Below are 24,710 nucleotides of genomic sequence, written 5' to 3' on the forward strand. Positions count from 1 at the left end.
CATGAACTTCGACTTCACGGAAGACCAGGCCTCGCTGCGCGACGCGGTGCAGCGCTGGGTGGAAAAAGGCTTCTCCTTCGACCGCCGCCATGGCCTGGCCAAGGCCGGCGGCGCCACGCGCGCGGTATATGCCGAACTGGCCGAGCTGGGCCTGGCCGGCCTGGCCGTGCCGGAGGCGCACGGCGGCATGAACTTCGGCCCGGTCGAGGCCATGGTGGTGATGGAGGAACTGGGCCGCGGCCTGGTCAACGCGCCCTACACCGAGGCCGCGCTGGTGGCCCCGGCCTTGTTGTCCGCTGCACCCGAGGCGCTGCAGGCCGAGTGGCTGCCGAGGATCGCCGACGGCTCGGCCCTGGTGGTGCCGGCGCTGCAGGAGCGCCGCAGCCGCTACCGGCTGGACGACGTGCAGGCCACCGCGACGCAGGCCGGCGAAGGATGGACCGTGAGCGGCGCCAAGAGCGTGGTGGCCGCGGGCGACGAGGCAGATGCCTTCGTGGTGAGCGCGCGGCATGCGGGCGGCATCGGCCTCTTCCTGGTGGACAAGGCCGCGGCGCAGGTGCGCGGCTATCCCACGCAGGACGGCGCGCGGGCGGCCGAGGTCACGTTCGACAACGCTGCCGCCGCGCTGGTGGCGCAGGATGGCCTGCCGGCGCTGATGCATGCCACCGACGTGGGCATCGCCGCGGTGTGCGCCGAGGCCGTCGGCCTGATGGACCGGCTGCTGGCCATCACCGTCGAGTACATGAACCAGCGCAAGCAGTTCGGCGTGACCATCGCCACCTTCCAGGCGCTGCGCCACCGCGTGGCCGACGTGAAGATGCAGGTGGAGCTGGGTCGATCGATGAGCTACTACGCCACGCTCAAGCTCGGCGAGCCGCAGGAGCAGCGCCGGCGCGCGCTGTCGCAGGCCAAGGTGCAGCTGGGCCACAGCATGCGCTTCGTCGGCCAGCAGTGCGTGCAGCTGCACGGCGGCATCGGCGTGACGGACGAGTACGTGGCCAGCCACTACTTCAAGCGCCTGACGATGCTGGAAATGGCCTACGGCGACACGATGCACCACCTGGGCGAAGTGTCGGCCCGCATGCAGGACACGGCCGGCGTGTTTGCATAGCGGGATCACCGGCGGCGAGGTTCATGGCCGCGTCATCTTGTCTAGGCAAGCTGCCGGCAGGCCCGCCCAAAGCGGGCCTGTTTGCATTGCACAGCCACAAGATCGCCAGGAGTACCCCATGAACGTCACCATCCGCCAGGGCTTCGTGCTCGCCGGCCTCACGCTGGCCGCGCTGCTGGCCATCGCGCCCGCCGCGCAGGCCGCCAACCCCATCGTCATCGCCCACCGCGGCGCCAGCGGTTACCTGCCCGAGCACACGCTGGCCGCCTACGAGCTGGCCATCAAGATGGGCGCCGACTACATCGAGCCCGACCTGCAGCTGACCAAGGACGGCCAGCTGGTGGCGCTGCACGACGACACGCTGCACCGCACCACCAACGTGGCCTCGTGGTTCGTGCCGCGCAACGGCGGCTACAAGGTCAGCGACTTCACGCTGGCCGAGATCAAGACGCTGACGGTGGTGCCGCCGGCCGGTGGCACCGCCAAGTCGGTGTACCCGGGCTTCACGCCGGCCAACCCGCGCTATGACGTGCCCACCTTCCAGGAGGTGATCAGCTTCGCCAAGCAGCAGAGCGCGCTGGTCGGCCGCACCGTGGGCATCTACCCCGAGGCCAAGCAGGCCGACCCGGTGATGGAGGACCAGATCCTGTCCACGCTGACGGCCAACGGCTACGGCCGCGCCGCCGACAAGGTGTACATCCAGTCCTTCAGCGACGGCACGCTGCGCAGCATCGAGGCCAAGCAGCAGGCCCAGGGCCAGGACATGAAGCTGGTGCTGCTGGGCGCGGCACTGACCGGCGGCGACGGCGTGGCGCGAGTGGGCGTGTTCGGCGCGGGCGGCAGCGTGCAGATGCTGTCGCTGGCCGAAGTGGCGAGCTTTGCCGACGGCATCGGCATGGTCATCAACTATGCGGCCGCGCCGCTGAGCAAGGCCTTCATCGACCAGGCCCACGCCGCCGGCCTGGAAGTGCACGGTTGGACCTTCGGCCAGCCCGACAAGGCCCTGGCCGCCGCCGAGTACCAGCGCTACCTGGAAATGGGCATGGACGGCGTGTTCAGCAACTACCCCGACCTGGCCGTGGCCGGCGTGCAGGCCTACGTGGCCTCGGTGCCCGAACCGCAGACCTATGCGCTGATGGCGCTGGGCCTGGCCGGCCTGGGCGTGGCCGCGCGGCGTCGCCAGCGCGCCGCTACAGTGGCCGCATGCCTGAAGCCGTCCCACGCCTGATCGAGCGTTTTCCCGGTCACCTGACCGACGTGGCCGGCCTGCGGGTCGGCCACCACACGCTGCCAGGCGCCCCCACCGGCTGCAGCGTGGTGCTGTGCCCGCCCGGCGGCGCGGTATGCGGGGCCGACGTGCGGGGCGCCGCCCCCGGTACCCGCGAGACCGACCTGCTGCACTCCGACAACCTGGTCGACCGGGTGCATGCGCTGCTGCTGTCCGGTGGCAGCGCCTTCGGCCTGGATGCGGCCGGCGGCGTGATGCGCTGGCTGGAAGCCCAGGGCCACGGCCTGCCGGTGGGTCCGGCGCGCGTGCCCATCGTGCCGGCCGCGGTGCTGTTCGACCTGTGGCTGGCGCCCACGGCGCGGCCCGATGCGGCGGCCGGCTGGGCAGCCTGCGAGGCGGCCTCATCCCAGCCGGAGGCCGAAGGCTGCGTGGGCGCCGGCACCGGCGCCACGGTGGGCAAGCTGTTCGGTATCGGCCGCGCGATGAAGGGCGGCATCGGCAGTGCATCGCTGCAGGCGCATGGCGTGACGGTCGCGGCGATGGTGGCGGTCAATGCCATCGGTGACGTCATCGATCCGGCCACCGGCCAGCCGCTGGCTGGCGCACGCACCGGCGACGGCATGGCGCTGCAGCACAGCGCGCGCAGCATCGTCGAAGGCCTGGCGGTGCAGGTGCCAGCCACCGGCAGTGCCACCACGCTGGGCATCGTGGCCACCGATGCGGTGTTGACCAAGCCTCAGGCCAACCGGCTGGCGACCGTGGCGCACGACGGGCTGGCGCGCAGCATCAACCCGGTGCACACCGCCAGCGACGGCGACACGCTGTTCGCGCTGGCCACCGGCACCGCCGCCGCCGCCCCGCCGATGTCGGTGCTGGGCACGCTGGCGGCCGAGGTGGTGGCCCGGGCGGTGCTCAACGCGGTGCGCGCCGCCACCGGCCTGCCGGGCCTGCCGGCCTGGCGCGAGCTGGGCTGAAGCGCCGGCTCAGCGGCCGGCGACGGAGGTGGGCCGCACGCCTTCGAAGGTGACCTCGGTGCGGCGGTTCTGCGCCCGGCCGGCGGCGCTGGCGTTGTCGGCCACGGGCGACTGCGGCCCCAGGCCTTCGGTGGCAATCATCCCGGGTTCCAGTCCCTTGCCCACCAGGAAGCGCTTGACCGCATCGGCCCGGCGCTGGGAGAGCTTCTCGTTGTAGGCGTCGGTGCCCACGTTGTCGGTGTAGCCGCGGGCCGAGACGCTCTGCCAGGTCACGTCCTTCATCTTGGCCACCTCGGCCAGCAGCGTCTGCTGGTCGGCGGGCAGCACATCGGTGCGGTCGAAGTGGAAGCGGGCGACGGCCTTGACCGCCACCTTTTCCACCGGGCCGGCCGGGGGATCGGCGGCGAAGGCCGCGGCGGCGAGCAGGCTGCAGCAGCAGGCGGCGGCCGCGGCGCGCAGGCGGGACCGGCGCTGGAGAGCGGGACGTTGGGCGGGCAGGGTCATGAGCGGGCTCCTGGAGAGGCTGTCGAAGCAGGTGCGGGGCGGGCGGCGCTGCTGTCGGGGCCGCCGCTGCAGGCACGCCAGGCGGCGCGCACGGCGGGCGGCATGGGCCGCGGCGCGGGCAGGTCGAGGCCGGGGCGCACCTCGCGCCACTTGGCATGGCCTTCGCGCTGCAGCTGAGGCAGGCGGGCGCACAGGCCGCGCGCCACGGCGGCCAGCGCCTCGGGCGAGGCGGCCGCGTCGGTGGCCACCAGGTACGACATCACGCCCAGCGTAGGCACCGGCGCGCCGCCGCCGGGCAGCGCCGCCTCGGTGGGCAGGTAGGTCTTCAGCGCGCGGCGTCCGGCGTCGCTGGCGCTGTCCAGCGGCAGCAGGCGCAGGCCGGCGGCGGTGCCCGAAGGCAGCGACGCCAGCCAGGCCGACGGCTGGCCGTCCATCAGCAGCACCGCGTCCAGCTTGCCCTGGGCCAGCGCCACCATGGCGGCGTCACGGCCCAGCGAGGTGACGGCCGACAGCGGCAGCTCCTCGCCGAACAGCCGGCGGTACAGCACCAGCGACGACTGCGCCCGCGCGCCATCCAGCAGCCCGGTGTTGATGCGCTGGCCGCGCAGCGCCTGCAGGTTGCGCAGCGGCGAATCCGCCCGCACCAGGGCCAGCACCGGCTGCAGATGCAGCGGCGCCACCACCCGCCAGGCGGCGGGAGCGATCTGCAGCGCGTCATAGCGCACGATGGCCAGCGGCGCCGCGCCCGGCGCCAGCCCCTCGGCCGCCAGCGCGCGGCCCAGCTCGGCAGCCATGCGTTGGTCGGTGGAGGCATCGGCATCGGCCAGCACCTCCAGCGGCGGCGCCAGGGCGGCCGGCGCGGGCGCCGGCGGTGTGACGGCCGGCGCGGGATTCGGCACCGGCGGCGGGGCCGCCGGCAATCCGGCGCTGGGCGCTTCCAGGCCGTCCATGGGATCGGTGGAAGTACCCGGCGGCGACGGCCACAGCCAGAAGGCGATGCCCAGCGCCACCGCTGCCACAGGCACCGCCGTCCAGCGCTGCCAGCCCGTGTGGCGCCCGGTTGGCGGCGAGGCTGGCGCAGGCCCGGACGGCGGCGCGCGGAAGACCGGCTTGTGTCCGGCTGCGCGCGAGGCGCCGGCTGGCGGATCGGGCAGCAGGCGGGGCTCGGCGGCGTGGGCTGCCTGGGCGGCCTGGGCCTCTTGCGCGGCCTGCTCGTCTCGCCGGGCCTGGTCCTGGCGGGCCCGTTCAGCTTCCTGCGCCGCGCGGGCTTTGCGTTCCGCTTCAGCCTGCACGGCCTTGGCAGCCTCGGCCTCGCGCGCTGCAGCCTGCGCTTGCAGTTCGGCCTTCACCCGCCGGGCCTCTTGCGCGGCCTGCTCGGCTTTCAGCGCCTCTGCTCGGCGGGCCTCTTCGGCCTCCTGCGCCGCGCGGGCTCTGCGCTCTGCCTCGGCCTTTTCGGCCCGGGCGGCCTCGGCCTGGCGGGCTTCCTCGGCCGCCTTGGCAGCTCGGGCTTCCTGCTCGGCCCTGGCCCGCTCGGCCTCGCGCGCAGCTTGCTCGGCCTTCAACGCCTCCGCCCGGCGAGCGGCTTCCGCCTCCTGCGCCAGGCGTGCCCTGCGTTCTGCTTCCACCTGCGCAGCCTTTGCGGCCTCGGCCTGGCGGGCTTCCTCGGCCGCCTTGGCAGCTCGGGCTTCCTGCTCGGCCCTGGCCCGCTCGGCCTCGCGCGCAGCTTGCTCGGCCTTCAACGCCTCCGCCCGGCGAGCGGCTTCCGCCTCCTGCGCCAGGCGTGCCCTGCGTTCCGCTTCCACGTGCGCAGCCTTTGCGGCCTCGGCCTGGCGGGCTTCCTCGGCCGCCTTGGCAGCTCGGGCTTCCTGCTCGGCCCTGGCCCGCTCGGCCTCGCGCGCAGCTTGCTCGGCCTTCAACGCCTCCGCCCGGCGAGCGGCTTCCGCCTCCTGCGCCAGGCGTGCCCTGCGTTCTGCTTCCACCTGCGCAGCCTTTGCGGCCTCGGCCTGGCGGGCTTCCTCGGCCGCCTTGGCAGCTCGCGCTTCCTGCTCCGCCCTGGCCCGCTCGGCCTCTCGCGCAGCTTGCTCGGCCTTCAGCGCCTCCGCTCGGCGGGCTTCTTCAGCCTCCCGCGCGGCGCGGGCCTGGCGCTCTGCCTCCGCCCTTTCGGCCCTGGCGGCCTCGGCCCTGCGCGCTTCGTCGGCCGCCTTGGCGGCCCGGGCCTCCTGCTCGGCCTCGATCCGCCGGGCTTCCTGCGCGGCGTGCTCGGCCTTCAGGACTTCTGCCTGCCGGGCGGCTTCTGCCTCCTGCGCCAGGCGCGCCCTGCGTTGCACTTCAGCCTGTGCGGCCATCTCGGCCTCGGCCTTGCGCGCTGCTTCGGCCGCCCTGGCGGCCTGCGCGTCCTGCTCGGCCTTGACCCGCCGAGCCTCACGCGCCGCCTGCTCGGCCTTCGACGCCTCGGCCCGACGCGCCTCCTCGGCTTCCCGCTCGGCATGCGCCTTCCGGGCTGCCTGGGCCCGGTGCGCCTCGTCCTGCGCGGCCCGGGCCTGCGCCGCCGCATCCGGCGCGGGCTGCAGCGGTGCCAGTTGCACCATGTCCGTCGTCGGCTCCGCGGGCCTGGCCTGACCGGCCACGCGGCCCTCGGCGTCCACCGCCAGGTCCACCTTCAGTTCTGCCGCACCGGCCTGGGCCCGGCCGTCGTCGGCGCGCGCGGCGGCAGCCACGCGGGACATCAAAGCCTCGATGGCCGCGGTGAAGTCGTCCGGCTGCTGTTGCGAAGATCCCGTCGACTTGCCACCTGCCTGTTCGGCCATCACGTCCTCTTCCACTGCGTTACTGCGTACCTGCCGGAGCGTACGCAGGTTTTGCCCCGGCGGATGTCGGATGAAACCGCTGGCTACACTCCCGCCCCTCATGCATGTTGGGCTCCGCGGCGGGCCGCAAGGAGATGCTGTGCGCTTGGCTCAGGTGTTGTTCACGCAAGGCTTCGGCACCCGGCGGGTGTGCGCGGGCCTGATCGGCCAGGGCCTGGTGTCCATCGGCGGGCGGGTGGCCGACGATCCCGACGAAGACGTGGACACCGACGGCCTGCGCTTTTCCGTCCAGGGCCGCGAGTGGCAGTTCCACGCCAGCGCCCTGGTGCTGCTGAACAAGCCGGCGGGTTACGAATGCTCGCAGAAGCCCAAGCACCACCCCAGCGTGCTGAGCCTGCTGCCCGCGCCGCTGCGCACCCGGGGCCTGCAGCCCGTCGGCCGGCTGGACGAGGACACCACCGGCGTGCTGCTGCTCACCGACGACGGCACGCTGATCCACAAGCTCACCTCGCCCAAGCACCATGTGCCCAAGGTGTACGAGGTGACGGCCAGGCACCCGGTGGACGAAGCGCAGGTCAACAAGCTGCTGGCCGGCGTGGTGCTGGACGACGACCCCCAGCCGGTGCGCGCCGCCGCCTGCGAAGCCACCGGCGAACACGCGCTGCGGCTGACGCTGACCGAAGGCAAGTACCACCAGGTCAAGCGCATGCTGGCCGCGGTGGGCAACCGCTGCGAGGGCCTGCATCGCAGCGCCATCGGCGGCCTGACGCTGGCCGACGGGCCGGCCGCCGGCCTGTGGCGCTGGGTGTCCAGCGAGGAACGCGCCGCGCTGCTGGCACCGCGATAATCCCGGCCATGCGCGTTTTCCGCGGTTTTCACCACCCCGACATCGCCCCCGCCTGTGCGCTGACCGTCGGCAACTTCGACGGCGTGCACCGCGGCCACCAGGCGATGCTGGCCCTGCTGAACAACGAGGCCCGCCACCGCGGCGTGCCCAGCTGCGTGCTCACCTTCGAGCCGCATCCGCGCGACTTCTTCGCGATGAAGGCCGGCACGCCCGAGAAGGCGCCGGCGCGCATCGCCACGCTGCGCGACAAGCTCTCCGAGCTGGAGCGCTGCGGCATCGAGCAGGCGGTGGTGCTGCGCTTCGACGAAGGCTTCGCCGCGCAGCCGCCGCAAGCCTTCATGCACGACGTGCTGGCCGACGGCCTGCATGCCCGCTACGTGCTGGTGGGCGACGATTTCCGCTTCGGCGCCCGCCGCGCCGGCGACTACGCCATGCTGGACGCCGCCGGCCCGCAACTGGGCTTCGACGTGGCGCGCATGCAGAGCTACGAGGTGCACGGCCTGCGCGTGAGCAGCTCGGCCGTGCGGCTGGCGCTGGCCGCCGGCGACATGGCGCGCGCCGCCGCGCTGCTGGGCCGCCCCTACAGCATCAGCGGCCACGTGGTGCACGGCCGCAAGCTGGGCCGCGAGCTGGGCTTCCGCACGCTGAACCTGCGCTTCGGCCACCGGCTGCCGGCCGCCGCCGGCATCTTCGTCGTGCGGGTGCACGGCCTGGGCCGCGGCCCGCTGGCCGGCGTGGCCAGCCTGGGCGTGCGGCCCACGGTGGAGGACGCCGGCCGCGTGCTGCTGGAAACCCACTGCCTGGAATGGCCGCTCGACCTGGACGAAGGCTACGGCCGCGTGATCCGCGTGGAGCTGCTGCACAAGCTGCACGACGAGCGCAAGTACGAGTCGCTCGAGGCCCTGAAGGCCGGCATCGCCCGCGACGAAGCCGATGCGCGGGCCTGGTTCCGGCTTGCCACCTAGAATCCCCCGATGGCCACCGACCGGACTTTGCTCGATCTGCTGCGCTGGCATGCCGCCGGCCGCCGGCAGACCACGCGCGACCGAATTCGGCGCGCGCGCTGATCCTGCCGCCGCTACCGTGGCCGCGGCCGCTGCTGCCGCACCCCTGCCGGCCAGCGACCTGCCCCGGTGGCACCGCCCCACTTTGCCCTGATGCCACGAGCGCACCCGCAGCACGGGTGCGGCAAGCGCCATGACCGACAAGACCGACAACTCCACCGCCGCGGCAGCCGCCACGGACTACCGCGCCACCCTCAACCTGCCCGACACGCCCTTCCCCATGCGTGGCGACCTGCCCAAGCGCGAGCCGGGCTGGGTCAAGGCCTGGGACGAGGAAGGCACCTACAAGCAGCTGCGCGATGCCCGCTGCGGCGCGCCGCTGTTCGTGCTGCATGACGGCCCGCCGTACGCCAACGGCCAGCTGCACATGGGCCATGCGGTCAACAAGATCCTGAAGGACATGATCGTCAAGGCGCGGCAGCTGGCCGGCTTCGACGCTCAGTACGTGCCCGGCTGGGACTGCCACGGCCTGCCGATCGAAAACGCGATCGAGAAGAAGTTCGGCCGCAACCTCAGCCGTGACGAGATGCAGGCCAAGAGCCGTGCCTATGCCACCGAACAGATCGACCAGCAGCGCACCGACTTCAAGCGCCTGGGCGTGCTGGGCACCTGGGAGCGCCCCTACCGCACGATGGACTTCGCGAACGAGGCCGGCGAGATCCGCGCCTTCAAGCGCGTGATCGAGCGCGGCTTCGTCTACCGCGGCCAGAAGCCGGTGTACTGGTGCTTCGACTGCGGCTCGTCGCTGGCCGAGTTCGAGATCGAATACGCCGACAAGAAGAGCAGCACCATCGACGTGGCCTTCCCGGCCGCCGACCCGGCCGCGCTGGCCGCGGCCTTCGGCCTGTCGGCGCTGCCCAAGCCGGCCTTCGTCGTCATCTGGACCACCACCGCGTGGACCATCCCGGCCAATCAGGCGCTCAACCTCAACCCCGAGCTGGACTACAGCCTGGTGGACACCGAGCGCGGCGTGCTGCTGCTGGCCTCGGCCCTGGTCGACAAGTGCATGGAACGCTACGGCCTGCACGGCACGGTGCTGGCCACCGTGAAGGGCCGCGCGCTCGACGGCCTGCAGTTCCGCCATCCGCTGGCCGCGGTGCACCCGGGCTACGACCGGCTGAGCCCGGTGTACCTGGCCGACTACGCCACCGCCGACGACGGCACCGGCATCGTGCACTCGTCGCCCGCCTACGGCCTGGACGACTTCAACTCCTGCCTGGCCCACGGCGTGAAGGTGGAGGACATCCTCAACCCGGTGCAGGGCAACGGCGTGTACGCGGCCGATTTCCCGCTGTTCGGCGGCCAGCACATCTGGAAGGCAGTGCCGAACATCATCCAGGCGCTGAAGGATGCCGGCCACCTGCTGGTCACGCACGACATCACCCACAGCTACCCGCACTGCTGGCGCCACAAGACGCCGGTGATCTACCGCGCCGCGGCGCAGTGGTTCATCCGCATGGACGAAGGCGAAGGCGTGTTCACCCAGGACAAGGCGCCGAAGACGCTGCGCCAGCTGGCGCTCGACGCGATCGAGCAGACCCAGTTCTACCCGGAGAACGGCCGCGCCCGCCTGCACGACATGATCGCCAACCGGCCCGACTGGTGCATCAGCCGCCAGCGCAGCTGGGGCGTGCCGATCCCGTTCTTCCTGCACAAGGTGACCGGCGAGCTGCACCCGCGCACGATGGAGATCCTGGACCAGGCCGCGGCCATCGTCGAGGCCGGCGGCATCGAGGCCTGGAGCCGCGTCACGCCCGAGGAGATGCTGGGCGCCGACGACGCACCGCACTACGCCAAGAGCAGCGACATCCTGGAAGTGTGGTTCGACTCCGGCAGCACCTTCTTCCACGTGCTGCGCGGCACCCACCAGGGCACCGCCGAGCATCCGGGCCACCACCAGAGCGGCCCCGAGGCCGACCTGTACCTGGAAGGCCACGACCAGCACCGCGGCTGGTTCCATTCGTCGCTGCTGCTGGCCTGCGCGCTGTTCGACCGCGCGCCCTACCGCGGCCTGCTGACCCACGGCTTCACCGTGGACAGCAAGGGCCGCAAGATGAGCAAGTCGCTGGGCAACGGCATCGACCCGCAGGACATCACCAAGAAGCTGGGCGCCGAGATCATCCGGCTGTGGGTGGCCGCGAGCGACTACTCCGGTGACATCGCCGGCGACGACAAGATCCTGGCCCGCGTGGTGGATGCCTACCGGCGCATCCGCAACACGCTGCGCTTCCTCCTGGCCAACGTGTCGGACTTCGACGCCGCCACGCAGGCCGTGCCGCTGGAGCGGATGCTGGAGGTGGACCGCTATGCGCTGGCGCGTGCCTCGCAGTTCCAGGCCGAGATCCTGGCCCACTACGAGAAGTACGAGTTCCATCCGGTGGTGGCCAAGCTGCAGGTGTATTGCAGCGAAGACCTGGGCGCCTTCTACCTCGACGTGCTGAAGGACCGCCTGTACACCAGCGCGCCCGACAGCCTTGCCCGGCGCAGCGCGCAGACCGCGCTGTGGCACATCACCCAGGCGATGCTGCGCTGGATGGCGCCTTTCCTCAGCTTCACGGCCGAGGAAGCGTGGCGCGTGTTCGGCGGCAAGCAAACCATCTTCGTGGAGCACTACTGGTCGCTGCCGCAGGCCGACGAAGGCCTCATCGCCAAGTGGAACCGGGTGCATGCGGTGCGCGACGCAGTGAACAAGGCGATCGAGGCGGTGCGGGCCGAAGGCGCGGTGGGCTCGTCGCTGCAGGCCACGGTGACGGTGGGCGCGCCCGCCGAGGACCATGCCATCCTGGCGTCACTGGGCGACGACCTGAAGTTCGTGTTCATCACGTCCGAAGCCGTGCTGGCGGCGGCCGACGAGTTGTCCATACAAGTGACGCCGTCCACCGCCACCAAGTGCGAGCGCTGCTGGCACTGGCGCGACGACGTCGGCGTCGACACGGCCCACCCGACGATCTGCGGGCGCTGCACGAGCAACCTGTATGGCGAGGGTGAGCGTCGTACAGTTGCGTGATCTGCTCGAAGGAATTGCCATGCGACAGCCTGCCGACTACAGCGCGTTGTTGAACCTGCCGGTCGCTGACCGGCTGGCGCTCATCGAACAGCTCTGGGACAGCGTGGCCGACAGCACCGCAGATGCGCCGCTGCACCCGGCCATCGGCGCCGAGCTGCAGGATCGGCTCCGCAAGCATGAAGCCGATCCTGGCGCGGCCGTTCCCTGGGACGAGGTGAAACGGCGGCTGCAAGCGGCTCGATGAGGGCGCTGGTCTTCACGCCCGAGGCATTCGACGACCTGCGCCGCGCCTGCCGCTGGTACGACGCTCGTCGCGCCGGCCTGGGTGCGCAGCTGGAGTCAGCGGTGGAGGCAGCCTTGCTGCCCGCGCTGCATTCACCCGAAAGCTTTCCACTGCTGGAGGGCCGCTTCCGTCGTGTGGTGGTCCGCCGCTTTCCGTACCACGCGTACTTCACTGCGGACGATCGGCTGCTCACCGTGCTGCTCGTCTTTCACACCGCGCAGGATCCGGCCAAGGTGTTCGGCCGCCTGACATCACATTGAACATGGCCGCCAAACGTTCCCCCGCCGTCTCCAAGTCGTCGTCCTCGTCCGCCCCCAGCCTGGCCGTCTGGCTGGGGCTGGCGGTGGTCATCATCCTGCTGGACCAGTTCACCAAGACGCTCATCCTCGGCTACTTCCAGCTGGGTGACAGCCGCACCGTCACATCCTTCTTCAACGTGGTCCGGGTGCACAACACCGGCGCGGCATTCAGCTTCCTGGCTGGGGCTTCGGGCTGGCAGCGCTGGTTCTTCATCGGACTGGCCAGCGTGGTGTCGGTCTTCATCTTGGTGATGCTGAAGAAGCACCCGGGGCAGAAGCTGTTCTGCTTCGCGCTGGCCATGATCCTGGGCGGCGCCATCGGCAACGTGGTGGACCGCGCCCTGCACGGCTATGTGGTCGACTTCATCCAGGTGCATGCCGGCGGCAAGTACTTCCCCAGCTTCAACATCGCCGACAGCGCGATCACGCTGGGCGCCATCAGCCTGATCGTGGATGAGCTGCGCCGGGTGAGAAGCAGCCGCTGATCCACCCGCCCTTGGGGCCGCGAGCGCAGCGAGCTGGGAGGTCCTGACACTTTCGCGACGCGCGCCCGCGCGCAGCCGCCGCAGAATCGGCGCATGGGCACCCTCCACCTCATCCGGCACGGCCAGGCGTCCTTCGGCGCCGACGACTACGACCAGCTGAGCCCGCTGGGCCGCCGGCAGGCGGTGCGCCTGGGCGAATACTTCCGTGCCAAGGGCATCAGCTTCGAGGCGGCGCTGGTGGGCACGTTGCGCCGGCATGTACAGACCTTCGAAGGGATCGTCGAAGGCCTGGAGGCGCCGTTGCAGCCGCTGGCCTGGCCAGGATTGAACGAGTACGACGCCGCCGCGGTGATCGGCGCCTTCCACACCCAGCCGCTGGCCGTGCCCGACACGCCGGAGTTGATCCGCCACCACTTCCGGTTGTTGCGCGACGGCCTGGCGCGCTGGATGCGCGGGCAGACGCAGCCGGTGGGCATGCCGAGCTATGCCGACTTCCTGCAAGGCGTGACCAGCGCCCTGGACCATGTGCGCAGCCAGTACGCCGGCGACGTGCTGCTGGTGTCCAGCGGCGGGCCCATCGCCACCGCGGTGGGCCATGTGCTGGGTACCTCGGCCGAGACCACCATCGAGCTGAACCTGCGCATCCGCAACTGCTCGGTGACCGAGTTCGCCTTCACGCCCAGGCGCCACATGCTGCTGAGCTACAACGGCCTGCCGCACTTCGAGCACCCGGACTGCGCCGGGTGGGCCACCTACACCTGAGCGCCGGGGCGGGCCGCCTCAGGGCAGCAGGATGCTGCAGCCGGTGGTGGCGCGCGATTCCAGCTCGCGGTGCGCCTGCGCGGCCTCGGCCAGCGGATAGCGCTGGTCGATGGGCACCTTGACCGCGCCGCGGGCCACCATGTCGAACAGGTCGTCGGCCATGGCCTGGGTGGATTCGCGCGTGGCCAGGTGGGTGAACACCGTGGGCCGCGTGACGTACAGCGAGCCCTTGGCCGCCAGCATGCCCAGGTCCACCGGCGGCGCCTTGCCCGAGGCATTGCCGAAGTTGGCCAGCAGGCCGAAAGGCCGCAGCACGTCCATCGAGCGCACGAAAGTGTCCTTGCCCACCGAGTCGTACACCACCTTCACGCCGGCGCCGCCGGTGATCTGCTTGACGCGCTCAACGAAATCCTCGCTGCGGTAGTTGATGGCATGGGCCGCGCCGTGGTCCAGCGCCAGCTGGCACTTCTCGTCGCTGCCGGCGGTGCCGATCAGCTGCAGGCCCATGGCCTTGGCCCATTGGCAGGCGATCAGGCCCACGCCGCCGGCCGCCGCATGGAACAGCACATGGTCGCCCGGCTGCAGGCCGCCCGCCGGCTGCGTCTTGCGCAGCAGGTACTGCACCGTCAGCCCCTTGAGCATCATGGCCGCGCCTTCCTCGAAGCTGATGGCCTCCGGCAGCTTCACCACGCACTTGGCCGGCATCACCCGCAGCAGGCTGTAGGCACCGGGCGGCTGGCTGGCGTAGGCCGCGCGGTCACCGGGCCGCAGGTGGGTGACGCCCTCGCCCACCGCCTCCACGATGCCCGCGCCTTCCATGCCCAGCGTCAGCGGCAGCGGGTTGTTGTACAGGCCGGTGCGCTGGTAGACGTCGATGAAGTTCAGGCCGCAGGCCTGGTGGCGGATGCGCAGCTCGCCGGGGCCGGGCTCGCCGACGCTCACGTCGACCAGCTTCATGACCTCGGGGCCACCGTACTCGGTGATCTGGATGGCAGGGGCGGTGGTGGGCAAGGCGGTCTCCTCGATACGTCTGTGGGACAAGGAGCGCCATCTTGCCGCGCTTGCACGTACCCTGCAGGCCATGCGCAGACTCGACCTTGCACCCAACCTCGCCATCGCCACGCTGTGGGCCGACTGGCTCTGCCAGGGCGGCATACCGGCCACGGTGCAGCGCGCCTTCACCAGCGGCATTGCCGGCGAGATCCCGCCCGACCAGGCCCTGCCCGAGGTCTGGCTGACCGACGACAGCCACTACGACCGGGCCCGCGCGCTGCTGGCCGAACTGCGCGCCCGGCCCAGCCGCCACTGGCATTGCCGCGGCTGTGGCGAGTCCATCGAAGGCGGCTTCGAACAGTGCTGGAACTGCGGTGCGATGATGCCGGCATGACCGCGCAGTCCCTGAATGTCCGCACCGCCCTCCTCCTGACGCTACCTCCCCTGCTGTGGGCCAGCAATGCGGTCGCCGGTCGCATGCTGGTGGGCATCGTGCCGCCGGTGATGATCAATGCGGCGCGCTGGATCCTGGCCCTGATGGTGCTGCTGCCGCTGGGCTGGCAGGCCATCGGCACCCCGGCCGCGCGGGCCCAGGTGCTGGCGCGCTGGAAGCCGCTGGCCCTGCTGGGGCTGACCGGCGTGGGCGCCTACAACGCGCTGCAGTACGTGGCGCTCACCACCTCCACGCCGCTCAACGTCACGCTCATCACGGCCAGCTCGCCGGTGTGCATGATGATCGTCGGCGCGCTGTTCTACGGCCAGCGCCCCACCGGCCGCGGCCTGCTGGGCGCGGCGTTGTCGCTGCTGGGCGTGGCCCTGGTGCTGGCCCGCGGCGAGCTGGCATCGCTGGCCGGCATCCAGTTCGTGCCGGGCGACCTGCTGATGCTGCTGGCCATGCTGAGCTGGGCCTTCTACAGCTGGATGCTGGCCAAGCCGCCGGCCTCCATGGCCGGCGACCAGCGCCCGGCCTGGGATTGGTGGGGCTTCATGCTGATCCAGACGCTGTTCGGCCTGGGCTGGGCCGGCGGTGCCGCGCTGCTGGAAGCCGCGCTGGTGCCCACGCAGGTGCACTGGAGCCTGGCCACCGCGCTCACGCTGGTGTACATCGCGCTGGGTCCCTCGATCCTGGCCTACCTGTGCTGGGGCCGCGGCGTGGCGGCGGTGGGCCCTTCCACCGCGGGCTTCTTCATCAACCTGACGCCGCTGTTCGCCGCGCTGCTGCAGGCGCTGCTGCTGGGCGTGCCGCCGCAGGCCTACCACGCGCTGGCCTTCGCGCTGATCGTGGCGGGCATCGTGGTGTCGTCCAGGCGATAGCGCGGCCGCCGCGGGCGGCTTCAGGCACCGGCGCCGGCCCCGGCCTTGGGAAACACCCGTTTCAGGGCCGCCACCAGCGCCTGCACCTCGGGCGCCACGGGACCGGCGGGCCGGGCCGCGGCCAGGCGTATGCACAGCGCCGACTCCTCTTCCAGGCGGCGGAACACCACCCCCTGGCGCCGGACGGTGTTCAGGGACTGGGGCACCAACGCAAAGCCGCGGCCTTGGGCGATCAGGCCCAGCAGCACCGGATGCTCCGCGGGTTCGGCCAGGCGCGGCGGATCGAACCCCAGCCGCGCGAACACCTGCTCGCAATGCTCGAAGTAGGCAGGGTTGAGCTTGCGGTCGAACCAGAACAGCGTGTCCTGCGCCAGGTCCAGCAGCCGGATGCGCCGACGCCGCGCCAGGCGGTGGGCCGACGACAGGCACACCACCAGCGGGTCGTCGCCCAGGTGTTCGGTGACCAGGCCCTGCGTGGCCGAAGGCAGGCCGATGACGGCGGCGTCGAGCGCACCGCGGTGCAGGTCGCGGATCAGCTGCGACGAGAGCTGCCGCCGGATGCGCAGCGGCAGGCCGGGCCATTCCGACTCGAAGGCATCGCCGATGCCGGCGAACAGGCTCACGTCCACCACGGTGGTGATGCCCAGCCGCAGCGCACTGCGGCCGGCGGCGGGCTGGAAGCGGCTGACCGCCTGGTCGAGGCCGCGCACGAGCGCACGTGCCTGCTCCAGGAAGCGTTCGCCGGCCTCCGTGAGCCGGACGCCGCGCCGGTCGCGGTCGAGCAGCCGGGCGCCCAGCATCGCTTCCAGCGCCTGGATCTGCCGGCTCAACGGCGGCTGGGTGATGAACAGCCGCTCCGCTGCGCGCCGGAAGTTCAGTTCCTCGGCCACGGCCACGAAATACCGCAACTGCCTGAGGCTGGGCGGCTGTGCCACATGCTGCTCCGTCGAAGGGGTGATGCCGCAAAGGTATCAGGCAAAAGGCATTGGCGCCCTGTTGGCGGCGGCGCTACGGTGGCGGCATGACATCACCTCACACCCTTCCCCCACCCACCCCGTACGACCGGGGCCTGGCCCTGCTGCAGCGCCTGGAGGGCCGCGAGCCACCGTCCCTGGTCGAGGCGCTCGGCGACGTGGCGCCCGACCTGGCGCGGCTGGCCATCGGCTTCGTCTACGGCGAGGTCCTCGCGCGGCCGCAGCTGGCGCTGCCGCAGCGCCAGCTCGTCACCGTTGCCGCGCTGGCGGCGATGGGCCATGCCAGGCCGCAGCTCAAGTTCCACATCGCTGGCGCCCTGAATGCCGGCTGCAGCAGCCAGGAGATCGTGGAGCTGATGATCCACCTGGTGGTGTATGCCGGCTTTCCTGCCGGCCTGAACGGCATGTTCGCCGCCCAGGAAGTGTTCACCGAGCGGGGCGTGCCGCACCAGCCGGCCCCGCCGGCCGGCGCAGGCGCCGCCGCGGCCGACCGCTACCGGGCCGGATGGGAAGCGCTGTGCCGCATCGACGGCAGCGCGGGCACGCAGGTCGTGGCGTCGCTGGCCGGCGTGGCGCCCTACCTGGGCCGCTTCATCGTCGAGTTCGCCTTCGGCGACGTCTACACCCGCGGCGGGCTCGACCTGCTGCAGCGCGAGCTGGCCACGGTGGCCATGCTCAGTGCGCTGGGCCATGCCGCGCCGCAGCTGCGGGTGCATGCACACGGCCTGCTGAACGTGGGCGGCACGCCGGAGCAGCTGGTGGAGGTGGTGATCCAGGTCGCCGCCTATGCCGGCTTTCCGGCGGCGCTCAATGCGATGCGCGTCGTCCAGGACGTGCTGGCGGAAAGGGCGTCGATCTCCGCCGCCTGACCGGCCGCTGTGCCGCCCCGGCTAGCCGGGCCAGTGCCGCGCGAACACCGGCGCCACCACCGGATGCGCATCCACCCGCTGCATCAGCGCCGCGAAGGCCGGCCGGTGCGTGGCCAGATGGGCGCGGGCGCCCGACCACTTGGACACCACCGCGGCCAGCAGGTCGAGCGCGCCGAGCTGCCCGCCGGCCAGCCAGGGCGTGGCCTCGAAGCTGTCGGCAAACACCTCCCACAGCGCATGCAGGCGCTGCCGTGCGCCGGCCTTCAACGCATCGCAGTGGGCCGGCTCGGCCGGGCTGCACCAGCGCTCGGGGTAGTCGATGATGCCGATGGCCGCATAGCAGTTGGCCACGATGTAGACCAGCCCGCGCAGCGATTGCGCGCGGGCGGCCGGCGCCTGCGGCAGCAGGCCGCTGTCCGGGTGGCGCAGGCCCAGCTCGGCAAGGATGGCGGCGCTTTCGCTCATCACGCTGCCATCGGGCCAGCGCAGCGCCGGGATCTGCTGCAGCCGGTTGACGCCGCGCAGCTCTTCCAGCGCGGAGGCCTCGTCCCAGGTGGCCGCATCCACCCGCCGGTAGGGCTGGCCGGCCAGCTCCAGCGCGGCTTCCACCGCGGCCGACCCGCTGCCGTCATAGCCATACAGCACACAGCTTGCTTCGTGGTCCATCGTCGCGCTCCCCGCGCCTTGCGCGCCTCAGAAGGTGCCCGGGTAGGCGCCACCGTCGAGCAGGATGTTCTGGCCCGTCAGGTAGCCGGCCTGCATGCTGCACAGGAAGGCACACACCGCGCCGAACTCTTCGGCGCTGCCGAAGCGCTGCGCCGGAATGCCCATGCGCCGGCGATCGGCCAGCTCGTCCACGCCCACGCCGCTCTTGGCGGCGCCGGCCTGCATGGTCTTGCGCAGCCGGTCGGTATCGAACGCGCCCGGCAGCAAGTTGTTGATGGTGACGTTGCGCGAGGCCAGCCGGCCCTGCCGCGCCAGTCCTGCCACGAAGCCGGTGAGCCCGCTGCGCGCGCCGTTGGACAGGCCCAGCACGTCGATGGGTGCCTTCACCGCGCCCGAGGTGATGTTGACCACGCGGCCGAAGCCGCGCTCGGCCATGCCGTCCACCGTGGCCTTGATCAGCTCGATCGGCGTGAGCATGTTGGCATCCAGCGCGGCGATCCAGGCCTCGCGGTCCCAGCTGCGGAAGTCGCCGGGCGGCGGGCCGCCGGCGTTGTTCACCAGGATGTCGACCTGCGGGCAGGCGGCCAGCGCCTCGGCCCGGCCGTCGGCGGTGGCGATGTCGCCGGCCACCGCGCGCACCTCCACCTGCGGATTCAGCGCACGCAGCGCGGCCGCCGTGTCCTGCAATGCCTCCTCGCCGCGTGCGGTGATGGTGACGTTGACGCCTTCGCGCACCAGCGCCTCGGCGCATCCCTTGCCCAGCCCCTTGCTGGCGGCGCACACCAGCGCCCACTTGCCTGCCACACCCAGATCCATCGCTACTGCCTCCAACGCGTCAACAACCATACCCCGCCCAGCACCAGGCCCGTGCCCACGGCCAGCCAGGGTGTGAACGGCTCGTCCAGTATCAGCACGCCCATCGCGAGCGTGCTCATCGGCCCGATCATGCCCACCTGCGAAGCCATCGATGCGCCAATGCGCTCGATGGCCATCATCACCATCAGCACCGGCGCCACCGTGCACACGGTGGCGTTCAGCAGGCTCATCCACAGCACCGCGTCGGGCACCTGCAGCGCGGCCACCGGCTTCAGCACGAAGAACTGCGCGATGCACAGCAGGCAGGCCACGCTGCTGGCCAGGCCGCTCAGGCGGGCCGAGCCCAGGCGGCGCACCGCCTCGCCGCTGAGCACCAGGTACACCGCATAGCTCACCGCGCTGGCAAACACCAGGCCGGCGCCCAGCGCGGCGCGCGGTCCCTCGAAGCTGAGTTCACGGCCGAACACCAGCGCCACGCCCGCATAGCCCACGGCCAGTGCCAGCGCCTGCTTGCCGCTGACGCGGCGGCGGTACACCAGCCAGCCGATCAGCAGCACGATGGTGGGGTTGAGGTACAGGATCAGCCGCTCCAGGCTGGCGCTGATGTACTGCAACCCGATGAAGTCGAGGAAGCTGGCCAGGTAGTAGCCGGTGAAGCCCAGCAGACCCACCGTGCCCCAGTCGCGGCGCGACAGCGCTGGCTTGCCACGCCCGGCCCACCAGGCCAGCAGCATGAACAGCGGCAGCGCGATGAGCATGCGGAAGAACAGCACCTGCACCGCATCCACGCCGTGGCGGTACATCAGCTTGGCCACGATGGCCTTGCCGGAGAACGCGATGGCACCCGCACTGGCCAGCGCCAGCCCGGGCCACACCGGCGCGGCAGCGGCGGGCTGGGGAACGGCAGGGGCGGCAGGGGGCGTGGACATCGGCCGGGCACTATAGACGCGCGCAGCCGGATGCGCCGCAGGCCTTGCCGCATCGCGAAGGCTGCAGGCCGCCATGGAAAAGGGCTGCCGAAGCAGCCCCTTGTGCATGACCTGCGCGCCGCGCGGTCACTCTTCCTGGAAGGCTTCCTCGCGCTTCTTCTTGACCGAAGGCAGCAGCACGATGACGACCATCAGCGCGGCGGCGATCAGCAGGCCGGCCGACAGCGGACGCGTCATGAAGGTGCTCCAGTCGCCGCGCGACAGCAGCAGTGCGCGCCGCAGGTTCTCTTCCATCATCGGGCCCAGGATGAAGCCCAGCAGCAACGGCGCGGGCTCGCAGCCCAGCTTGTAGAAGATGTAGCCCACCACCGCGAAGCCGGCGCCCATGTACACGTCGAACGCGTTGTTGTTCAGCGTGTAGAGGCCAATGCAGCAGAAGCACATGATGGCCGGGAACAGGAAGCGGTAGGGCACCGTCAGCAGCTTGATCCAGATGCCGATCAGCGGCAGGTTCAGGATGATCAGCATCAGGTTGCCGATCCACATCGAGGCGATCAGGCCCCAGAAGAGGTCGGGGTTGCTGCTCATCACCTGCGGGCCGGGCTGGATGCCCTTGATGGTCATCGCACCCACCATCAGCGCCATCACCGCGTTGGGCGGGATGCCCAGCGTCAGCATCGGGATGAAGGAGGTCTGCGCGCCGGCGTTGTTGGCCGACTCGGGGCCCGCCACGCCGCGGATGTCGCCCTTGCCGAAGCGCCCGCTGGCACCGGCCAGCTTCTTCTCCATCGTGTACGAGGCGAAGGACGACAGCAGTGCGCCACCGCCGGGCAGCACGCCCAGGATGGAGCCCAGCGCGGTGCCGCGCAGCACGGCCGGCGCGGCCATCCTGAAGTCTTCCTTCGTGGGCCACAGGCCCTTCACGTTCTTGGTGAAGACCTCGCGGCTCTCGGCCGGCTGGCCCAGGTTGGCGATGATCTCGCCGAAGCCGAACACGCCCATGGCGATGGCCACGAAGTTGATGCCGTCGGTGAGCTCGGGGATGTCGAACGAGAAGCGCGGCGTGCCCGAGATGACGTCGGTGTTCACCTGGCCCAGCAGCAGGCCCAGGATGATCATCGAGATGGCCTTGAGCAGCGAGCCCGAGGCCAGCACCACGGCACCGATCAGGCCCAGCACCATCAGCGAGAAGTACTCTGCCGGGCCGAACTTGAAGGCCAGCTCCGTCAGCGGCGGCGCGAAGGCCGCGATGACGATGGTGCCCACGCAGCCGGCGAAGAAGGAGCCCAGGCCCGCGGCCGCCAGTGCCGATCCGGCCCGCCCCTGGCGCGCCATCTGGTAGCCGTCGATGGCCGTGACCACCGAGCTGGATTCACCCGGCACGTTGATCAGGATGGCGGTGGTGGAGCCGCCGTACTGCGCGCCGTAGTAGATGCCCGCCAGCATGATGAGCGCCGGCGTGGCGTCGAGTGCATAGACCGAGGGCAGCAGCATCGCGATGGTAGCCACCGGGCCCAGGCCCGGCAGCACGCCGATCAGCGTGCCGAGCACCGCGCCGCCGAAGGCGTACAGCAGGTTCTCGATCGTGAATGCCACCGCGAAGCCGGTGGACAGATTGGTCAACAAGTCCATGTCAGGAACCTCAGCCGCCGGTGGCCATGAAGGAAGGCCACAGCGGGATCACGAGGCTGAGCCCCTTGATGAAGATGAGCCAGGAGAAGACGGTGAGCACGATGGCGTTGATGAGCGCCTCGCGCAGGCGGAACTCGTCGCTGGCCGAGGCCGAGATGAGCACCAGCAGCGGCAGCGCGATGACCATGCCCATGTGCGGCAGCAGCCAGCCGAAGGCGGCCACGGCACCCACAACGATGATCAGCGGCTTCCACGCCCACTTGCCGATCGGGTCGCCGGTCTCGGTCTCGATGGTCAGGGCCTGGAACAGCACGATGGCGCCCAGGACGGCCATCAGGATGCCGAGGCCGAACGGGAAGTAGCCGGGACCCGGCCGCGCCGAGGCGCCGAAGCTGTAGCTGGTCGCTCCCCAGGCGAACGCGATGCCCACGACCACGAACATCAGCCCCGACCAGAAATCTTTCTGGCTCTTGATCTTCACGCTGTCTCCTTGCGATGCGTTGATGGCGGCGGATTCTAGGCAGGGGGGTCGGCACGGCCCCTGTGGATTCCACGTAATGCCTTATCACAGATGAGCGGCGCAACGCCACTCGACCAGGCCGGGGAAACAAGCGCTGACAAGGGTTTAGCGATGGCGGGGGCCGCCGAAACTACATCTTGAAACTGTCCCTCGCCGCCAAGAAAGGTCCCACGCCATGCGCACCCACCTGCTGCACTTCACCGTCCGTCCGGTTGCCGACGAAGCGGAACTGAGAGCAGCCTGTGCGGTGCGGGCCACCGCCTACGGCCGCCGCCTGCCCAACGTGGTGAGCCTGTGGTGCGAGCCGGACGAGCTGGACCGCCAGCCTGGCGTCATCGTGTTCGCGGCCTTCAGCAAGGCCACCGGCGAGGCCATCGGCACGGTGCGCCTGGCCACCAACCACCAGCGGCCGCTGCAGATCGAAGGCAGCGCCGCCCTGCCCGCGGCCTACCTGGGCACCCGCAATGCCGAGATCACGCGGCTGGCCATCCTGCCCGGCCAGGACGATCCGGCCATCAAGCTGGCGCTGATGAAGGCGGTGTACCAGGCGGCGCTGGCACGCAGCGTGGAGTGGATGGTGATCGGCGCGCGCCTGCCCAGCCTGGTGCGCGGCTACCAGCGCCTGGGCTTCACCGATGCCCTGCCGCGCGGCGAGATGGTGCCGCTGGCCCATGCGGGCAACCTGCCGCACCGGGTGCTGGCCTTCAACGTGCGCACCGCACGTGCCGACTGGCAGGCCGCGCAGCATCCGTTCTACGGCTTCATGATCGAGCAGCAGCACCCCGACATCACGCCGCTGCCGCAGCAGCAGGCGGTGCCCGCGGCCGGCCTGCAGGCGCTAGCGGCCTGAGTCCGCGAAGCAGCCATCGGGCGGTCGGCGCCCGCCGGTCACCGAAGCCATCACCGCCTTCAGCTCCTCCTCGGTGAAGGGCTTGCTGAGGAAGGCATCCATGCCGGCATCGGCACAGCGCTGGCGGTCCTCCAGCGCGCTGTTGGCCGTGAGCGCCACCACCGGCAGACGCGGCAGCCCCGCCTGCCGCTCGGCCTCGCGGATGCGGCGCGTGGCCTCCAGGCCATCCAGCACCGGCATCTGGCAATCCATCAGCACCAGGTCCGGCCGCTGCTGCGGCGCACCGGCGGCCGCGGCCACCGCCGCCAGGCCGTCGCGCACATGCGTGACCTGGCAGCGCAGCCGCTGCAGCATGGCCTCGGCCAGCATCGCGTTCACCTCGTTGTCCTCGGCCAGCAGCACCTTGTGCGGCAGGCCCACCGCGCGCAGGCCGGCACCTTGCGGCGGCTGCGGCACGGCGGGCTGCAGCGGCTGCAGCGGCAGCACCAGCTCGAACCGGCTGCCCTGGCCCACCCGGCTGTCGCAGCGCAGCCGCCCGCGCATGGCCTGGGTGATCTCGCGTGCGATGTTCAGGCCCAGGCCCACGCCGGCCCCGGGCACCGTGCCGGGCCGCCGCGCCTGCGTGAAGGCGTCGAAGATGTGCGGCAGGTCGGCCTCGGCGATGCCGGGGCCGGTATCGGCCACGGTGATGCGCAGGCCCTCGTCGCACCAGTCGGCGGACAGCCGCACCTCGCCATGCTCGGTGAACTTCACCGCATTGCCCAGCAGGTTGTGCAGCACCTGGCGCAGGCGGGTGGCATCGGCGATGACCTGGGTCTCGGGATCGATGTCCAGCGCCGCATGGAAGCCGATGCCACGCTCCTGGCAGCGCACCAGGTAGATGTCCACCAGCTCCTCCAGGTCGGCCAGCAGGTAGAAGGGCGCGGGCTTGAGCTCCACCCGGCCGGCCTCGATGCGGGAGAGGTCGAGCAGGTCGTTGATGATCTGCAGCAGGTGCTCGCCCGAATGCTCGATCAGGCCCAGCCGGTGGCGCACCTGCGGATCGGGATGCTCGGCGGCCAGCATGCGCGCCAGCCCCAGAATGCCGTGCAGCGGCGTGCGCAGCTCATGGCTCATGGTGGCCAGGAAGCGTGTCTTCACGCGGCTTTCCCGCTGCGCCAGGGCCAGCGCCAGCGCACGCTCCTCCGCGATGCGGGCGGTGAGGAAGCGCAGCCGGAACACCTCGGCCAGCCGCAGCTCCGATCGCCGCGCGGTGGCCAGCAGCAGGCCCAGGAACAGCAGCAGGCCGATGCCGCCGGTCAGGCCGATGCGGTCGCCGCGCCAGATCATCGCCAGCGCGGTGGGCAGGATCATCGGCAGCACGTAGGCCAGCGTCGCCTGCTGGCGCACCTGCAGTCCGAAGGTGGCCACCGCGGCCACGCTGCACAGGCTGGCCGCGATCACGGCGACGATCTCCTCGTCGGGCGAGCGCATCAGCCAGGCGCCGCCCAGGCCCCATACCGCGCCATCCACCGCCAGCAGCGCCACCGTCCAGCGCAACCAGCCTTCGGTGCCAGGCCGCCCGCGCAGCCGGTACACCTGGGCCTGCACCATGCGCGGCACGGCCACGCCGATCTTCAGCGCCACCCAGGTCCACAGCAGCTGCGGCTCCACCCGGCCGTAGACATGCAGCGCCAGCACCATCGCGAAGCCGGTGGCCACCAGGGTGCCCAGCGTGGTGTGGGCGAACAGCATGCGCAGCTGTTCGGTGGTCACCTGGGCGGCGACCTCTGGGGG

At 71.3% G+C, this 24,710-nt stretch carries 24 protein-coding genes; 14 read left to right on the top strand and 10 right to left on the bottom strand.

Features of this window, described 5'->3' with window-relative positions; genetic code table 11:
• Position 1: 1 nt before the first annotated feature.
• The 3 genes from VO99_RS07645 to VO99_RS07655 all read left to right on the top strand — a co-directional run bounded on the left by VO99_RS07645 (position 2) and on the right by VO99_RS07655 (position 3,313).
• Positions 2-1,111: an acyl-CoA dehydrogenase family protein gene (locus VO99_RS07645; protein ID WP_046112241.1), complete on the top strand. Its 1,110-nt coding sequence runs from the start codon at positions 2-4 to the stop codon at positions 1,109-1,111.
• 118 nt (positions 1,112-1,229) lie between these two features.
• Entirely contained in the window at positions 1,230-2,339 is a 1,110-nt protein-coding gene (locus VO99_RS07650; RefSeq protein ID WP_052736181.1) for a glycerophosphodiester phosphodiesterase family protein, read from the top strand.
• Positions 2,315-3,313, top strand: a complete 999-nt coding sequence (locus tag VO99_RS07655) for a P1 family peptidase (protein WP_046112242.1) — start codon at positions 2,315-2,317, stop codon at positions 3,311-3,313. Before VO99_RS07650 ends, VO99_RS07655 begins: the two co-directional genes overlap by 25 nt.
• Before the next feature lie 9 nt (positions 3,314-3,322).
• Here the strand turns inward: VO99_RS07655 and VO99_RS07660 are convergent, their stop codons facing one another.
• Both VO99_RS07660 and VO99_RS28700 read right to left on the bottom strand, forming a co-directional pair.
• The gene (locus VO99_RS07660; protein WP_052736182.1) at positions 3,323-3,817 is read right to left on the bottom strand and encodes an OmpA family protein; all 495 of its coding nucleotides are present in this window, start codon (positions 3,815-3,817) and stop codon (positions 3,323-3,325) included.
• Positions 3,814-6,624: a TAXI family TRAP transporter solute-binding subunit gene (locus tag VO99_RS28700; protein ID WP_052736183.1), complete on the bottom strand. Its 2,811-nt coding sequence runs from the start codon at positions 6,622-6,624 to the stop codon at positions 3,814-3,816. Before VO99_RS28700 ends, VO99_RS07660 begins: the two co-directional genes overlap by 4 nt.
• A gap of 139 nt (positions 6,625-6,763) precedes the next feature.
• Here VO99_RS28700 and VO99_RS07670 point away from each other — a divergent pair, with 139 nt between their 5' ends.
• The 7 genes from VO99_RS07670 to VO99_RS07700 all read left to right on the top strand — a co-directional run bounded on the left by VO99_RS07670 (position 6,764) and on the right by VO99_RS07700 (position 13,371).
• Entirely contained in the window at positions 6,764-7,471 is a 708-nt protein-coding gene (locus VO99_RS07670) for a 16S rRNA pseudouridine(516) synthase (RefSeq protein WP_046112243.1), read from the top strand.
• A gap of 8 nt (positions 7,472-7,479) precedes the next feature.
• Complete coding sequence (locus VO99_RS07675; RefSeq protein WP_046112244.1) at positions 7,480-8,436, top strand: bifunctional riboflavin kinase/FAD synthetase; 957 nt, start codon at positions 7,480-7,482, stop codon at positions 8,434-8,436.
• 232 nt (positions 8,437-8,668) lie between these two features.
• Positions 8,669-11,542, top strand: a complete 2,874-nt coding sequence (ileS, locus tag VO99_RS07680) for an isoleucine--tRNA ligase (RefSeq protein ID WP_046112245.1) — start codon at positions 8,669-8,671, stop codon at positions 11,540-11,542.
• 19 nt (positions 11,543-11,561) lie between these two features.
• Positions 11,562-11,786, top strand: a complete 225-nt coding sequence (locus VO99_RS07685; RefSeq protein ID WP_046112246.1) for an addiction module protein — start codon at positions 11,562-11,564, stop codon at positions 11,784-11,786.
• A complete protein-coding gene (locus VO99_RS07690) occupies positions 11,783-12,085 on the top strand; it encodes a type II toxin-antitoxin system RelE/ParE family toxin (protein WP_046112247.1) in 303 nt (100 codons plus the stop codon). Before VO99_RS07685 ends, VO99_RS07690 begins: the two co-directional genes overlap by 4 nt.
• 2 nt (positions 12,086-12,087) lie before the next feature.
• Positions 12,088-12,609 (top strand): signal peptidase II, encoded by a 522-nt coding sequence (gene lspA / locus VO99_RS07695; RefSeq protein WP_046112248.1) that lies wholly within the window; start codon positions 12,088-12,090, stop codon positions 12,607-12,609.
• A 93-nt stretch (positions 12,610-12,702) separates the two neighbouring features.
• Positions 12,703-13,371, top strand: coding sequence for a histidine phosphatase family protein (locus VO99_RS07700; protein WP_046112249.1), 669 nt, complete (start codon positions 12,703-12,705; stop codon positions 13,369-13,371).
• Positions 13,372-13,389: 18 nt separating this feature from the next.
• Here VO99_RS07700 and VO99_RS07705 read toward each other — a convergent pair whose 3' ends face one another.
• The gene (locus tag VO99_RS07705; protein ID WP_257799100.1) at positions 13,390-14,382 is read right to left on the bottom strand and encodes a quinone oxidoreductase family protein; all 993 of its coding nucleotides are present in this window, start codon (positions 14,380-14,382) and stop codon (positions 13,390-13,392) included.
• A 70-nt stretch (positions 14,383-14,452) separates the two neighbouring features.
• On the opposite strand from VO99_RS07705, the gene VO99_RS07710 reads away from it, so the two are divergent.
• Positions 14,453-14,758: a putative signal transducing protein gene (locus VO99_RS07710; RefSeq protein ID WP_046112250.1), complete on the top strand. Its 306-nt coding sequence runs from the start codon at positions 14,453-14,455 to the stop codon at positions 14,756-14,758.
• Entirely contained in the window at positions 14,755-15,678 is a 924-nt protein-coding gene (locus tag VO99_RS07715) for a DMT family transporter (RefSeq protein ID WP_046112251.1), read from the top strand. Before VO99_RS07710 ends, VO99_RS07715 begins: the two co-directional genes overlap by 4 nt.
• 20 nt (positions 15,679-15,698) lie before the next feature.
• Here VO99_RS07715 and VO99_RS07720 read toward each other — a convergent pair whose 3' ends face one another.
• On the bottom strand, positions 15,699-16,613 hold the full coding sequence (locus VO99_RS07720; protein WP_046112252.1) for a LysR family transcriptional regulator: 915 nt from the start codon (positions 16,611-16,613) through the stop codon (positions 15,699-15,701).
• An 86-nt stretch (positions 16,614-16,699) separates the two neighbouring features.
• Between VO99_RS07720 and VO99_RS07725 the strand changes: the two genes are divergently transcribed.
• A complete protein-coding gene (locus VO99_RS07725; RefSeq protein WP_046112253.1) occupies positions 16,700-17,521 on the top strand; it encodes a carboxymuconolactone decarboxylase family protein in 822 nt (273 codons plus the stop codon).
• 21 nt (positions 17,522-17,542) lie between these two features.
• Here VO99_RS07725 and VO99_RS07730 read toward each other — a convergent pair whose 3' ends face one another.
• The 5 genes from VO99_RS07730 to VO99_RS07750 all read right to left on the bottom strand — a co-directional run bounded on the left by VO99_RS07730 (position 17,543) and on the right by VO99_RS07750 (position 22,045).
• Positions 17,543-18,187 (bottom strand): glutathione S-transferase N-terminal domain-containing protein, encoded by a 645-nt coding sequence (locus VO99_RS07730; RefSeq protein ID WP_046112254.1) that lies wholly within the window; start codon positions 18,185-18,187, stop codon positions 17,543-17,545.
• Between the two features lie 27 nt (positions 18,188-18,214).
• A complete protein-coding gene (locus VO99_RS07735) occupies positions 18,215-19,003 on the bottom strand; it encodes an SDR family oxidoreductase (RefSeq protein ID WP_046112255.1) in 789 nt (262 codons plus the stop codon).
• A gap of 2 nt (positions 19,004-19,005) precedes the next feature.
• The gene (locus VO99_RS07740) at positions 19,006-19,932 is read right to left on the bottom strand and encodes a DMT family transporter (protein ID WP_046112256.1); all 927 of its coding nucleotides are present in this window, start codon (positions 19,930-19,932) and stop codon (positions 19,006-19,008) included.
• 126 nt (positions 19,933-20,058) lie between these two features.
• On the bottom strand, positions 20,059-21,564 hold the full coding sequence (locus tag VO99_RS07745) for a tripartite tricarboxylate transporter permease (protein ID WP_046112257.1): 1,506 nt from the start codon (positions 21,562-21,564) through the stop codon (positions 20,059-20,061).
• Positions 21,565-21,574: 10 nt separating this feature from the next.
• Complete coding sequence (locus VO99_RS07750; protein WP_046112258.1) at positions 21,575-22,045, bottom strand: tripartite tricarboxylate transporter TctB family protein; 471 nt, start codon at positions 22,043-22,045, stop codon at positions 21,575-21,577.
• A gap of 214 nt (positions 22,046-22,259) precedes the next feature.
• Here VO99_RS07750 and VO99_RS07755 point away from each other — a divergent pair, with 214 nt between their 5' ends.
• On the top strand, positions 22,260-22,934 hold the full coding sequence (locus VO99_RS07755; RefSeq protein ID WP_046112259.1) for an N-acyl amino acid synthase FeeM domain-containing protein: 675 nt from the start codon (positions 22,260-22,262) through the stop codon (positions 22,932-22,934).
• Here VO99_RS07755 and VO99_RS07760 read toward each other — a convergent pair.
• Entirely contained in the window at positions 22,923-24,689 is a 1,767-nt protein-coding gene (locus VO99_RS07760) for an ATP-binding protein (protein ID WP_052736184.1), read from the bottom strand. The genes VO99_RS07755 and VO99_RS07760 overlap by 12 nt on opposite strands.
• Between the last annotated feature and the right edge of the window lie 21 nt (positions 24,690-24,710).

Origin of the sequence: Aquincola tertiaricarbonis (genome assembly GCF_000969605.1) — a bacterium.
Taxonomy (GTDB): Bacteria; Pseudomonadota; Gammaproteobacteria; order Burkholderiales; family Burkholderiaceae_C; genus Aquincola; species Aquincola tertiaricarbonis.